At 69.5% G+C, this 11,821-nt stretch carries 15 protein-coding genes and 1 other RNA gene; 12 read left to right on the forward strand and 4 right to left on the reverse strand.

What is annotated here, in order from left to right; translation table 11 throughout:
* Positions 1 to 97: 97 nt before the first annotated feature.
* The gene (locus tag RGD00_RS05600; RefSeq protein WP_310456310.1) at positions 98 to 1,168 is read right to left on the reverse strand and encodes a pseudouridine synthase; all 1,071 of its coding nucleotides are present in this window, start codon (positions 1,166 to 1,168) and stop codon (positions 98 to 100) included.
* A gap of 75 nt (positions 1,169 to 1,243) precedes the next feature.
* Between RGD00_RS05600 and RGD00_RS05605 the strand changes: the two genes are divergently transcribed.
* Positions 1,244 to 1,696, forward strand: a complete 453-nt coding sequence (locus RGD00_RS05605) for a nucleoside deaminase (protein ID WP_310456311.1) — start codon at positions 1,244 to 1,246, stop codon at positions 1,694 to 1,696.
* A 55-nt stretch (positions 1,697 to 1,751) separates the two neighbouring features.
* Here RGD00_RS05605 and RGD00_RS05610 read toward each other — a convergent pair whose 3' ends face one another.
* Positions 1,752 to 2,444, reverse strand: coding sequence for a metal-dependent hydrolase (locus tag RGD00_RS05610; protein ID WP_310456312.1), 693 nt, complete (start codon positions 2,442 to 2,444; stop codon positions 1,752 to 1,754).
* A 59-nt stretch (positions 2,445 to 2,503) separates the two neighbouring features.
* On the opposite strand from RGD00_RS05610, the gene RGD00_RS05615 reads away from it, so the two are divergent.
* From RGD00_RS05615 to RGD00_RS05665, 11 genes are all read left to right on the forward strand, one after another.
* Positions 2,504 to 3,166, forward strand: coding sequence for a ceramidase domain-containing protein (locus RGD00_RS05615; RefSeq protein ID WP_310456313.1), 663 nt, complete (start codon positions 2,504 to 2,506; stop codon positions 3,164 to 3,166).
* 45 nt (positions 3,167 to 3,211) lie between these two features.
* Positions 3,212 to 3,499, forward strand: a complete 288-nt coding sequence (gene gatC / locus RGD00_RS05620) for an Asp-tRNA(Asn)/Glu-tRNA(Gln) amidotransferase subunit GatC (RefSeq protein ID WP_310456314.1) — start codon at positions 3,212 to 3,214, stop codon at positions 3,497 to 3,499.
* Complete coding sequence (gene gatA / locus RGD00_RS05625; RefSeq protein WP_310456315.1) at positions 3,496 to 4,974, forward strand: Asp-tRNA(Asn)/Glu-tRNA(Gln) amidotransferase subunit GatA; 1,479 nt, start codon at positions 3,496 to 3,498, stop codon at positions 4,972 to 4,974. The genes gatC and gatA overlap by 4 nt, the downstream gene beginning before the upstream one ends.
* 32 nt (positions 4,975 to 5,006) lie before the next feature.
* Complete coding sequence (locus RGD00_RS05630) at positions 5,007 to 5,747, forward strand: hypothetical protein (protein ID WP_310456316.1); 741 nt, start codon at positions 5,007 to 5,009, stop codon at positions 5,745 to 5,747.
* Positions 5,748 to 6,440 carry an N-acetylmuramoyl-L-alanine amidase gene (locus RGD00_RS05635; protein ID WP_310456317.1) on the forward strand — a complete coding sequence of 231 codons (693 nt, stop codon included), beginning with the start codon at positions 5,748 to 5,750 and terminating at the stop codon, positions 6,438 to 6,440.
* 94 nt (positions 6,441 to 6,534) lie between these two features.
* Positions 6,535 to 6,938: RNase P RNA component class A (gene rnpB / locus RGD00_RS05640), an RNA gene on the forward strand.
* Positions 6,939 to 7,132: 194 nt separating this feature from the next.
* Positions 7,133 to 8,152, forward strand: a complete 1,020-nt coding sequence (dctP, locus tag RGD00_RS05645) for a TRAP transporter substrate-binding protein DctP (protein WP_310456318.1) — start codon at positions 7,133 to 7,135, stop codon at positions 8,150 to 8,152.
* 68 nt (positions 8,153 to 8,220) lie between these two features.
* The gene (locus RGD00_RS05650) at positions 8,221 to 9,006 is read left to right on the forward strand and encodes an enoyl-CoA hydratase/isomerase family protein (protein ID WP_310456319.1); all 786 of its coding nucleotides are present in this window, start codon (positions 8,221 to 8,223) and stop codon (positions 9,004 to 9,006) included.
* Between the two features lie 80 nt (positions 9,007 to 9,086).
* The gene (locus tag RGD00_RS05655) at positions 9,087 to 9,770 is read left to right on the forward strand and encodes a class I SAM-dependent methyltransferase (RefSeq protein WP_310456320.1); all 684 of its coding nucleotides are present in this window, start codon (positions 9,087 to 9,089) and stop codon (positions 9,768 to 9,770) included.
* Positions 9,771 to 9,870: 100 nt separating this feature from the next.
* Entirely contained in the window at positions 9,871 to 10,038 is a 168-nt protein-coding gene (gene rpmG / locus RGD00_RS05660; protein ID WP_310456321.1) for a 50S ribosomal protein L33, read from the forward strand.
* A 79-nt stretch (positions 10,039 to 10,117) separates the two neighbouring features.
* Complete coding sequence (locus RGD00_RS05665) at positions 10,118 to 10,630, forward strand: P-loop NTPase family protein (protein WP_310456322.1); 513 nt, start codon at positions 10,118 to 10,120, stop codon at positions 10,628 to 10,630.
* Positions 10,631 to 10,681: 51 nt separating this feature from the next.
* On the opposite strand, the gene RGD00_RS05670 is transcribed toward RGD00_RS05665, so the two are convergent.
* Complete coding sequence (locus tag RGD00_RS05670) at positions 10,682 to 11,419, reverse strand: Bax inhibitor-1/YccA family protein (RefSeq protein ID WP_310456323.1); 738 nt, start codon at positions 11,417 to 11,419, stop codon at positions 10,682 to 10,684.
* A 160-nt stretch (positions 11,420 to 11,579) separates the two neighbouring features.
* On the reverse strand, positions 11,580 to 11,774 hold the full coding sequence (locus RGD00_RS05675) for a hypothetical protein (RefSeq protein WP_310456324.1): 195 nt from the start codon (positions 11,772 to 11,774) through the stop codon (positions 11,580 to 11,582).
* Positions 11,775 to 11,821 lie beyond the last annotated feature (47 nt).

An 11,821-nucleotide genomic window follows, 5' to 3' on the forward strand; every position in this document is an offset into this window, starting at 1 on the left:
CTGATCGCGGCCGCCCGTTTCAATGCGCCGACTATAGGCCAAGCTTCATGCAGGCGCCAGAAGCCTGCGGCATTTTCGCCGTCACCCCGCCGTTGCGTCACCCCCGCCGTGGCGGCCGCCCGCCGGGGGCAGGGGGCCGGGTGGCAGAGGGCCGCCGCGCCGCCGGTTTGCCGGGGGCGGGCCGGTCGGCCGGGACGGGTTTGGATCCGCCGCCGCGCGCGGGCCGGTCGGCCGATGCCGGCGCCGGGCCGCGCTTGCCGCCTGCGGCAGGCTTGGCCGGGGCCGGGGCCTTGCCCGCCGTCTTGCCCGCCGTCTTGCCCTCTGTGGCCTTCCCACCCGGCGCCTTGCCCCGCACCGGGCCGCCCGGCGCGGGTTCCGCGGGCATGTCGAGCCCCAACTGGTCGCGCAGCACCCGGGGGCGGACCTCCTGCACCCCGCCGGCGGGCAGGTCCTCCAGCCGGAAGGGGCCGTAACTCACGCGGATCAGCCGGTTCACCACCAGCCCGATCGCGGCCATCGCCCGGCGCACCTCGCGGTTGCGGCCCTCGCGGATGCCCACGGTCAGCCAGGCGTTCGCGCCCTGCTGGCGGTCGAGCGTCACCGTCATCGGCTGGAACTTCTCGCCCTCGATGGTGATGCCCTTGCGCAGGGGCTCGAACACCGTGTCCTCTGGCCGTCCGTTCACCCGCACCCGGTACTTGCGCAGCCAGCCGGTGGAGGGCAGTTCCAGCCGCCGCTTCAACTCGCCATCGTTGGTCAGCAGCAACAGCCCCTCGGAATTGAGGTCGAGCCGCCCGATGGACATCACGCGCGGCATGTCCTCGGGCAGGTTGTCGAACACGGTGGGGCGGCCCTTTTCGTCGCGGGCCGATGTCACCAGCCCCTCGGGCTTGTGGTAAAGCCACAGGCGCGGCGGCCCCCCGGCGGCGACGGGCGCGCCGTCGACGGACACGCGGTCCTTGGCGGTGACGGTGGTGGCGGGGGTGTCGATCACCTTGCCGTTCACGGCCACGCGGCCTTCGGCCACCATGCGTTCGGCATCGCGGCGCGAGGCGACGCCGGCGCGCGACAGGAACTTGGCGATCCGTTCCGCCCCCGTGGCGCTGGTGTCGGCGGCGGCGGGGGCAGGGGCGGCGGGTTTGGCGGGGCGGCGGGGCGGTTTTGTCATCCCCGATCCATAGCGCCAATCCGTGCCGCGCGGAAGCGGGCTTGCGGTGCGCGGCGCGGCGCGGCAGGAAGGGGCATGAGCCCCTTCCGCAGCCATATGGACGCCGCGATGGCAGAGGCCCGCGCCGCCGCCGCGCGCGGCGAGGTGCCGGTGGGCGCGGTCGTCGTCGCCCCCAATGGCCGCGTGGTGGCGCGCGCGGGCAACCGCACCCGGGAACTGGCCGACCCCACGGCGCATGCCGAAATCCTCGCCCTGCGCGCGGCCTGCGCCGCCGCCGGGTCGGAACGGCTGCCGGGGCATGACCTTTACGTCACGCTGGAACCCTGCCCGATGTGCGCCGCCGCCATCGGCTTCGCCCGTATCGCGCGGCTCTATTACGGCGCGGCGGATCCGAAATCGGGCGGCGTGGCGCAGGGGGCGCGGGTCTATGCGCATCCGCAATGCCACCACGCGCCCGAGGTCTATGACGGCATCGGCGCCACCGAGGCCGCGGCCCTGCTGAAGGCGTTCTTCGAGGGCCGCCGCTGAGGCCCCCGAAACGCGGCGCAAAATTTTTCGGGCGAAAAATTTTCTGCGCGCGGTGTCAGAGCCGGATCGGTTCCAGCACCTGCGGCTCCACCACGTTCACCCCCGGCAGTTCGGCCTTGAGCAGGTCGGCCGATTGTTCCAGCGCCGGGAAGGTGCGGTAGTGGCAGGGGATCAGGGTCTTGAAGTCGAAGAACTTCTTCGCGGCATAGGCCGCGCGCTTCATGTCCATCGTGTAGAAGCCCCCGGCGCAGAGGATGCCGACCTCGGGCGCGTGCAGGTCCTGGAACACCGCCATGTCGGCCATCACGTCGGTATCGCCGGAAAAGTAGATCGTCCGCCCGCCATGTTCGATCATATAGCCGCTTTCGGTGCCCAGATAGACCGGCCCGCCATCGGTGGCAAAGCTCGACGAATGGCTGGCCGCGACCATCGTCACCGCCACATTGCCGAGCCGCGCCGTGCCGCCGTTGTTGAAGCCCAGGGTGTCCACCCCGTCGCGGGCGGCGATGAAGGTGGTCAGGTCGTATTTGCCCACCACCGGGATCCCCAGCTCCTTCGCGATGGCCCCGGCCTCGCCCGCGTGGTCGCCATGCGCATGGCTGACCAGCACCGCCGTGGCGCCCGCGATCGCCTCTGCCCGCCGGTCGGCGGGGAACATCGGGTTGCCGTTGAGCCAGGGGTCGACAAGCAACACCTGATCGCCCATCGTGATGCGAAAGCCGGAATGCCCGAGCCAGGTGATCTCCATCTGCTGTCCTCCGTGTTGCAGGTCCGGGTTCGTTTCTAGCAGGCTGCGAGGGGATTGGAATGGATTGGTGGGCCGCCGTCGACGGCTATTGCGAACGCACCGGGCCGGAATACTGGTCGGAGCCCGTGAACGCGCTGACCAACCTTGCCTTCGTGCTGGCGGCCTTGGTGATGTGGCGGCGGGTCCGGGGGCAGGGGATGCCGGTGGCGGTGGCTCTTTGCGCCGTGCTGGCGGTGATCGGGGTCGGAAGCTGGCTGTTCCACACCCATGCGAACCGCGCTACCGGGCTGATGGACGTGCTGCCCATCGTCGTCTTCGTGCTGATCTACATCTTCGCCGCCAGCCGCGACATTCTGGGAATGAAGGGCTGGCAGGCGGGGGTGGCGGTCGTGGCGTTCTTTCCCTATGCCGCCGCCACGATCCCCCTGTTCCGCCTGATCCCGGGCATCGGCAGTTCGGCGGCCTATGTCCCGGTGCCGGTGCTGATCGTGATCTATGCGGCGCTTGCCGCCCGCCGCCACCCGGCCACGGCGCTGAACCTGTTCCTGGGCGCGGCGATCCTTGCGGTGTCGCTGACCTTCCGCAGCCTCGACATGCCGGTCTGCGGCGGCTTCCCCTTGGGCACGCATTTCCTGTGGCACCTGCTGAACGGGCTGATGCTCGGCTGGATGATCGAAACCTACCGCCGCCACCTGCTTGCCAGCCGCGCGGCAGGGGGCTAAACCCGCAGCCGACCGCAGGACAAGATCAGCGCCCCGGAGGCATCCATGTCCATCGACACCGACACCGCGCGCCGCGTGGCGAAGCTCGCCCGTATCCGCGTCGCGGAATCCGACCTGCCCGCGCTGGCGGGCGAGCTTTCGCATATGCTGACCTTCATGGAACAGCTGAACGAGGTGGATGTGGAGGGGGTCGAACCGATGACCTCGGTCACGCCGATGCGGCTCAAGCGGCGGGCGGATGTGGTCGATGACGGCGGCTATCCCGACCGTATCCTGAAAAACGCGCCCGATGCGCGCGAAGGGTTCTTTGCCGTGCCGAAGGTGGTGGAATGACGCCGAACAGCCTGACCATCGCCGAGGCGCGCGACGCGCTGCGCAAGGGCGAACTGACCGCCGTGGACCTGACGATGGCCTGCCTGACGGCGATGGACGCGGGCGACCCGCTGAACGCCTTCGTGCACAAGACCCCCGATATCGCGCTGGATCAGGCGCGCGCGGCCGATGCGCGGCTGGCGGCGGGCGATGCGCCCGCGATGTGCGGCATCCCCCTCGGCATCAAGGACCTGTTCTGCACCCGGGGCGTGCCCTCGCAGGCGGCGTCGAACATCCTGAAGGGCTTCCGCCCGGAATACGAATCGACCGTCACGGCGAACCTGTTCGGCGCCGGTGCGGTGATGCTGGGCAAGCTCAACATGGACGAATTCGCCATGGGCTCGTCCAACGAAACCTCGTGCTATGGCCCGGCGGTCAACCCCTGGAAGGTCGACGACCGGCAGTTGACGGCGGGCGGATCCTCGGGCGGGTCGGCGGCGGCGGTGGCGGGGGGGCTGTGCCTTGCCGCGACCGGCACCGACACCGGCGGTTCCATCCGCCAGCCCGCGGCCTTCACCGGCATCGTCGGGCTGAAACCCACCTACGGCCGCGTGTCGCGGTGGGGCACCATCGCCTTCGCCAGTTCCCTCGACCAGGCCGGGCCGATGACGCGCACGGTGCGCGACGCCGCGATCATGTTGCAGGCGATGGCCGGGCACGACCCGAAGGATTCCACCTCCGCCGACATTCCGCTGCCGGATTTCGAGGCCGCGCTGACCGGCGACATCCGCGGCAAGACCGTGGGCATCCCGCGCGAATACCGCATGGAGGGCATGCCCGCGGAAATCGAGGCGCTGTGGCAGAAGGGCGCCGGGATGCTGCGCGACGCGGGCGCCAGAATCGTCGACATCAGCCTGCCGCATACGAAATACGCGCTGCCCGCCTATTACGTCATCGCGCCCGCCGAGGCGTCGTCCAACCTCGCGCGCTATGACGGCGTGCGCTATGGCCACCGTGCGGCGCTGGCGGCGGGCGACGGCATCACCGAGATGTACGAAAAGACCCGCGCCGAGGGCTTCGGCAAAGAGGTCCAGCGCCGGGTGATGATCGGCACCTATGTGCTGTCGGCGGGCTTCTACGACGCCTATTACAACCGCGCCCGCAAGATCCGCGCGCTGATCAAGCGCGACTTCGATCAGGTCTTTGCCCAAGGCGTGGACGTGATCCTGACCCCGGCCACGCCCTCTGCCGCCTTCGGTCTGGGGGAAATGGCGCATGCCGACCCGGTGCAGATGTACCTCAACGACGTGTTCACCGTGACGGTGAACCTCGCCGGCCTGCCCGGGATCGCGGTTCCGGCGGGGCTGGACGCCAAGGGGCTGCCGCTCGGCCTGCAACTGATCGGCCGTCCCTGGGACGAGGCCGGGCTGCTCGATCACGCCCATGTGCTGGAACGCGCTGCGGGCTTTGTTTCCAAACCGGAAAAATGGTGGTAAAGCGCCCGGCTGATACCCCCGAGAGGCTCCCGATGCTGCGTCATGCCCTTCTTGCCCTGCCGGTCCTTGCGCTTGCCGCCTGTTCGCCCCCGGTGCCGGATTCCGGCGCGGGCGTCGGGTTCGAAAGCTATTCCGACTATATCAAGCGGCGCGACGGGGTGCTGACCGGACAGGCGCAGGGGGCGCAGGGCACGATCGCGACCGGCACGCCGATCAGTTCCGAAACCGTCAGCAGCGCCCCCATCGGCGCGCCGCTGCCGCTGCCGCCCGCCGCGCAGGCCCCCGCGCCCGCCGCCGGCGCCGCCTCGGCCACCCGCGCGCGCGCCGATACCATCGCCGGCGTGCAACAGCAGACGGGCGAGATGCGGCAGGTTTCCGGCGGCCATGCCGGGATTTCCGACGAGCAGGATTTCGATGCCGTCGCCTCGCGCGAATCCATCGAAAGCGACCGGCAGCGGCGCGAACAGCAGCAGGCGCAATATGTCGTGGTCCAGCCCGAACCGCTGCCGCAGCGCACGGGGGCCGCGGCGCCGAACATCGTGGAATTCGCGCTGTCGACCCGCCATGCGCCCGGCACGCAGATGTACCGCCGCTCGGGCCTGCGGTTCACCAGCCCCGAACGGGCCTGCGCGCGCTATACCTCGGCGGATCTCGCGCAAGAGGCGTTCCTCGCCTCCGGCGGGCCGGACCGCGACCCGAAAAGCCTCGACCCCGACGGCGACGGCTTCGCCTGCGGCTGGGACCCGCGCCCCTTCCGCGCGGCGCTGCAATAGGTGACGGCGGCGTATCCGTCGCCCAATTCCGGCCCCCGCCGCGACGGGCACCTGCCGCGGCTGGTGGTGCTGCACTATACCGGGATGGCAAGCTGCGCCGCGGCGCTGGCGCGGCTCTGTGACCCGGCGGCAGAGGTTTCGGCCCATTACCTGATCGACGAGGGCGGCGCGGTGCTGGCGCTGGTGCCGGAAGAGGCGCGCGCCTGGCATGCCGGGGCGGGGGCATGGGGCGGGCAGGGCGACGTGAATTCGCGCTCGATCGGGATCGAACTGGCGAACCCCGGCGACCGGCCCTTTGCCGAACCGCAGATGGCGGCGCTGGAACGGCTTCTGCCCGGGATCCTGACGCGCTGGCAGATCCCGCCGCAGGGCGTGATCGCGCATTCCGACCTCGCCCCCGACCGCAAGTCCGACCCGGGGCCGCGCTTCGACTGGCGCCGCCTCGCCCGCCAGGGGCTGGCGGTCTGGCCCGACGCGCCCGCACCCGCCGCCGACGCGCCCCCCGCGCTGCCCGCCGCCTTCGCCGCCCGCGCCCGCGCCTTCGGCTATCCCGACGCCCCGCCCGAAACCCTGCTCGCCGCCTTCCGCCTGCGCTTTCGCCCCTGGGCGCGCGGCCCGCTCGACGCCACCGACCTCGTGCTCGCCGACAGCCTCGCCCGCCGCTACCCGGCGCCCCCACCACTTTCTGTCTGAAAATATCCCGGGGTCCGGGGCAGCGCCCCGGCGCCCACCCCGCCCCCCGCAATCCGGTTGACGCCCGCCCTCCGACCCCTTACCTCAGCCTTGCGCGGAGGGCCGGACGGCCGCGGCCGCGGTCAGGTCCGCAAGGATACCGGCCGGGGTCGAGGAAAGTCCGGACTCCATGAGGCAAGGGTGCCGGGTAACGCCCGGCGGGGGCAACCCCAGGGACAGCGCCACAGAGAAGAGACAGCCCCCGTTCCGGCGGGGGTGATGGTGAAACGGTGGGGTAAGAGCCCACCGCGGGACTGGCAACAGGACCGGCACGGCAAGCCCCACCCGGAGCAATGCCGAATAGGGGTTCCGCGCCGCCGGGCGACCGGCGGCAGGGAGGTCTCAGCCCGAGGAACCCGGGTTGGCAGCTTGATCCCGCCGGTAACGGCGGGGCCAGAGGAATGGCCGTCGAAGGGGGCGACCCCGGAACAGAATCCGGCTTACAGGCCCTCCGCGCATGTTTTCCCTCCGTCAAGCCTGCGGGATGTCCCATAGGGTCCCGCGATGGCGCCGGGGCCTGCTGCCTGTGGCGAACCGCGCGGAACGTGACCGCCGCGTCCGGCCCGGTCTAGCCTGACCCTGCGATACCCGCCGCCCGGCAGGGAGGCCGGGCCCGTATCGAGCCCGTATCGAGCCCGTATTGAGGAGGTCACATGAAAAAGTTCCGTTCCGGTGCCGCGCTTCTGGCGCTGGCGGTCGGCATCGCGGGCGCCGGCAGCGCGCTGGCCGATCCCGTCAAGCTGAAGTTCGCCCATACCCTGCCGGGCACCCATTACCTGTGGGAACAGGGCTTTCAGAAGTTCACCGAGGCCGTCACCGCCGCCACCGACGGGCAGGTGGAATTCGAGGTCTATCCGGCCGGGCAGCTCGGCAAGGACAATCTCGCCGTGCTGAATTCGGGCCTTGCCGACATCTCGATGATGATCCCGATGTATGCGCCCGACAAGTTCCCGCTGTCGGGGATCAACGAACTGCCGGGGATGTTCACGTCCTCCTGCGACGTGACGGCCAAGTACAAGCGCATGTCGAGCCCCGGCAACGTGCTCGCGACCGAGGAATACGACCCGCTCGGCCTGCATGTGATCTTCGTCAACGGCTTTCCGTCCTACATCCTGAACACGGCGAAAAAGCAGGTCAAGACGCTGGCCGATGCCGAGGGGCTCAAGATCTGGGTCGGCGGCGCGGGCATGGACAAGGCGGTGCGCGCCATGGGCGGCGTGCCGATCCGCCTGACGGCCTACGAGCTTTACGACGCGATGACCCGCGGCACGGTGGACGGCGCGCTGTTCCCGGCGTCGAGCATCCCGCAGTACAAGCTGGAAACCGAACTGAAATATTCGCTGGAACAACTCTACCTCGGTACCGGGGTGTTCTTCCTGGCGATGACGAACGAGAAATGGGCCGCGCTGCCCGACAACGTGAAGGACGCGATCAACGCCGCCCGCGACGCGGTGGAGCCCGAACTTTGCGCCTGGCTCGACGCGGATGACACCGCCAAGCGCGACCGGCTGGTGGCCGAGAACGGGCTGTCCGTGGTGCAGCTGTCGCCCGAACAGGATGCCGAATGGAAGGCCCGGATCGAGAAGGTCGCGCAGGACTGGGCGGCGGAACTCGACGGGCAGGGCAGGGCGGGGTCCGCCACGCTGGAGGCGATGCGCGCGGCCGGGAACTGAACCCGTCCGCCACGCCCGCGGCGCCGGGGATGCCGGCGCCGTTTTTGCATCGAAAGGAACCGCACCGCATGGCCGAAGGCACTGTCGTCACCAGCCGCGAAGGCGCCGTGGGCGTGATCGAACTCGCCCGCCCCGAAAAGTTCAACGCCATCAACCGCGCGACCTTCACCGCCATGGTCGCGGCGATGGAGGCGTTCGAGGCCGAAGGCTCGGGCATCCGCGCGGTGCTGATCCGGGCGCAGGGGCGCAATTTCTGCACCGGCGGCGATCTGGTCGAAGCACAGTCGATGGAGGGCGATTCCGCCGCGCTGGCCGAATACCTCGCCTTCATGAACGGCGCGCTGACGCGGCTGGAGGCAAGCCCCCTGCCGGTGGTCTGCGCCTGCCAGGGGCTGGTGCTGGCCGGCGGGCTGGAAATCGCGCTGGCCTGCGATGTGGTCTTTGCCGCCGACACCGCGCGCTTCGGCGACCAGCATGTGCATTACGGGCTGATCCCGGGCTGGGGCGCCACGCAGCGGCTGGTGCATCAGGCGGGGCTGCGGCGCGCGCTGGACCTGATGTTTTCCGGCCGCTGGCTGGATGCGCAGACGGCCGGGGCCTGGGGGATCGTGAACCATGTCGTGCCCGCCGACGATCTTGCCGAGGCCGCGATGGCCTATTGCGCCACGCTGGCCAGCCGCAGCCGCCCCGGCCTTGCGGCGATGAAGGCGCTTGCCCGCGCCGCGGGCGACCTGCCGCTGGACGAGGGGCTGCGGCTGGAAACCGCCCGCACCGTGCAGATCATGGAAGGCCCCGACCCGGCCGAGGGCATCCGCGCCTTCCTCGACCGCCGCCGGCCGCGGTTCGGGGGCTGAACGGCCGCTTTTCGCTTCGCAGCCCCCACGGCCCGCGCTAGGATCGCGCCGCAGTAACGAGGACCGGGCAGTACAGTACCATGACCACGAAGAAGGGCATCTTCCAAGCCGCCATCGCGCAGGCGGAGGCCACCGCGAACGCCGAACGGCAAGAGGCCGAGGGCTATGTTCTCTATAAATACAACGACTACGAAACCTACCGCCGCGTGCAGCAGGACGGCAACAAGGCCAAGCTCGGCGCGCAATACGTGCAGAAGGGCCATGTGTTCTTCCTCGCCGGCTATCTGGAACGGGAACTGGGCGCGGTGCGTTTCGGGCTCTGCCACGGGGTGCGGCGGGGCAAGGAACAGGGCTGGTTCCGCCGCCGCCTGAAGGGGGCAGAGGTCATCGGCACCGACATTTCCGAAACCGCGACGCAGTTCCCGAACACGGTGCAATGGGATTTCCACGACCCCAATCCCGAATGGGCGGGCCGGGCGGATTTCGTCTACACCAATTCCTGGGACCATGCCTTCGACCCCGAACGCGCCTTCAACGCCTGGGTGGATGCGCTGCGTCCCGGGGGGCTTCTGCTGCTCGACCACACGCCGGGGCATGTGCCGCGTTCGGCCAGCGCGCTCGACCCGTTCGGGGCGACCGAGGCGGCGCTGGAAGGGATGCTGACCCGTGCCTGCGGCGCGCGCGGGCAGGTGGTCGGGTGGCTCGACCGCAGCGGCGATACGGACTATCCCGCCCGCGTCGTGGTGTTCCGCCGGAACCCCTGACGGGGCCGTTTTCCGGGTTGACTCTGCCGCCGTCATCCCTAAAAGGCAGGCTTCAAGGATTTCGCGGGCGCCAGCGCGCCCGGCTGCAGGAGACAGGACAATGGCGAAGCCGACGACGATCAAGATCCGTCTGAACTCGACGGCGGGCACCGGGCACTTCTACGTGACCAAGAAGAACGCCCGCACCATGACCGAAAAGATGAGCGTCAAGAAATACGACCCCGTCGTGCGCCAGCACGTCGAATACAAGGAAGGCAAGATCAAGTAGGATCGCGCCATCCCGAGGGATCGAAGGGCCGTGCCGCAGGGCGCGGCCTTTTTGCTTGCGGCATCGACGGGGCGGAACGATGAAGCGCGTGATGATCATGGGCCAGCCCGGGTCGGGCAAATCCACGCTGGCGCGGCGGATGGGGGACATCACCGGCCTGCCGGTCTTTCACATGGATCACATCCACTGGCAGCCCGGCTGGCGCGAACGCCCGCTGCCCGAAAAGATCGCCCTCGCCCGCGCCATCGAGGCGCAGGAACGGTGGATCTTTGAAGGCGGGCTGTCCTCGACCTATGCCAGCCGTGCGGCGCGGGCGGATCTGATCGTCTGGCTGGACGTGCCGGTGGGGCTGCGGCTGTGGCGGGTGACGCGGCGGTGCCTGACCGGCCTTGGTCGGACCCGGCCCGACCTGCCCGAAAACTGCCCCGAGACCCTGCGCAACCTGCCGGGGTTCTGGCGCTTCATCTGGGATACGCGCCACACGGCGACCGCGTCGATCTCCCAAGCGCTGGCGGCCGCCCCGCCCGGGGTGTCCAAGATCCGCCTGACCCGCCTGACCGAGGTCCGCGCCTTTCTGGACGGGCTGAAATGAAAAGGGCCGGCGTTTCCGCCGGCCCTTCGCATGTCTGGTTCCCGCCCGGGGTTATTCCCGGTTGCCCATGAACTGGAGCAGGAACATGAACAGGTTGATGAAGTCGAGGTAGAGCCGCAGCGCGCCCATGATCGCCGATTTCGCCAGCCATTCCTGGTCGCCATGCACCGCATGTTCCAGATATTCGTTCTTGATCGACTGGGTGTCGTAGGCGGTCAGCCCCGCGAAGATCAGCACCCCGATGACCGAGATCGCGAACATCAGCGCCGGGCTGCCGAGGAAGATGTTCACGATCGACGCGACGATGAGGCCGATCAGGCCCATCATCAGGAAGGTGCCCATCCCCGACAGATTGCGCTTGGTGGTGTAGCCGTAAAGCGACAGCCCCGCGAAGGCGATGGAGGTGATCAGGAAGGTCTGCGCGATCGAGATGCCGGTGAACACCTGGAAGATCCAGGCGAGCGACAGGCCCATCACCGCGGCAAAGGCGTAGAAGAACAGCTGCGCCGCCGCTGCCGACAGCCGGTTGATCATCGCGCCGAAGGCAAAGACCATGATCAGCGGCAGGAACATCACCACCCAGCCGAGGATCGTCATGCCCCCGTCCGCGCCCCGCAGGGCCTGCATCAGCACATCGGTGGTGCCGACACCCCAAGCCACGCCCGCGGTGAGCAGCATGCCCACCGACATCAGGCCGTAGACCTTGTTCATATGGGCGCGAAGGCCCTCGTCGATCTGTGCGGCGCGGGCGCCGGTGCCCGCAGTGCGGATCGTCTGGAAATCTGCCATTCATTGCCTCCGTCAGGTTCTGGCGAAAGCAGCCCCCGGGTAACCCGTCAGGATGCCCGTCTTCGGGGCGAGGGCGCTCGGATGACATATTGTCCGGGTTCCCCTCGATTTCAAGGATTTCCGGCGCAGTTTTGCACGATTTGCGGTATTCGTCCTGCGTCTAGCGCAGCCAGTGCGCCGGGGCGTCCCAGGCGGGTTCGGCCTGCCGTGCCGCAGCAGAGGGCGCATCCGCCGCCCGCCGCGCGGGGGCAGGGGCGGCGGGCGCCGTCAGCAGCTGGCGGATCAGGCCCGTTGCCGCGCCCGTCCGGTGCAGCCCGAGGACGGTGCCTTCCGAAGTGTGCAGCGACGTGAACATGGCGGTTTCCTTCTGCCCGGCGGACCCTGGCCCGTCATTCGTGTTGC

Origin of the sequence: Ruixingdingia sedimenti (assembly GCF_031432425.1) — a bacterium.
Classification (GTDB): Bacteria; Pseudomonadota; Alphaproteobacteria; order Rhodobacterales; family Rhodobacteraceae; genus Ruixingdingia; species Ruixingdingia sedimenti.

Coding starts and splice junctions, on each gene's coding strand:
- RGD00_RS05600 (WP_310456310.1), bottom strand. CDS start 1,168: ATGACAAAACCGCCCCGCCGCCCCGCCAAACCCGCCGCCCCTGCCCCC.
- RGD00_RS05605 (WP_310456311.1), top strand. CDS start 1,244: ATGAGCCCCTTCCGCAGCCATATGGACGCCGCGATGGCAGAGGCCCGC.
- RGD00_RS05610 (WP_310456312.1), bottom strand. CDS start 2,444: ATGGAGATCACCTGGCTCGGGCATTCCGGCTTTCGCATCACGATGGGC.
- RGD00_RS05615 (WP_310456313.1), top strand. CDS start 2,504: ATGGATTGGTGGGCCGCCGTCGACGGCTATTGCGAACGCACCGGGCCG.
- gatC (WP_310456314.1), top strand. CDS start 3,212: ATGTCCATCGACACCGACACCGCGCGCCGCGTGGCGAAGCTCGCCCGT.
- gatA (WP_310456315.1), top strand. CDS start 3,496: ATGACGCCGAACAGCCTGACCATCGCCGAGGCGCGCGACGCGCTGCGC.
- RGD00_RS05630 (WP_310456316.1), top strand. CDS start 5,007: ATGCTGCGTCATGCCCTTCTTGCCCTGCCGGTCCTTGCGCTTGCCGCC.
- dctP (WP_310456318.1), top strand. CDS start 7,133: ATGAAAAAGTTCCGTTCCGGTGCCGCGCTTCTGGCGCTGGCGGTCGGC.
- RGD00_RS05650 (WP_310456319.1), top strand. CDS start 8,221: ATGGCCGAAGGCACTGTCGTCACCAGCCGCGAAGGCGCCGTGGGCGTG.
- RGD00_RS05655 (WP_310456320.1), top strand. CDS start 9,087: ATGACCACGAAGAAGGGCATCTTCCAAGCCGCCATCGCGCAGGCGGAG.
- rpmG (WP_310456321.1), top strand. CDS start 9,871: ATGGCGAAGCCGACGACGATCAAGATCCGTCTGAACTCGACGGCGGGC.
- RGD00_RS05665 (WP_310456322.1), top strand. CDS start 10,118: ATGAAGCGCGTGATGATCATGGGCCAGCCCGGGTCGGGCAAATCCACG.
- RGD00_RS05670 (WP_310456323.1), bottom strand. CDS start 11,419: ATGGCAGATTTCCAGACGATCCGCACTGCGGGCACCGGCGCCCGCGCC.
- RGD00_RS05675 (WP_310456324.1), bottom strand. CDS start 11,774: ATGTTCACGTCGCTGCACACTTCGGAAGGCACCGTCCTCGGGCTGCAC.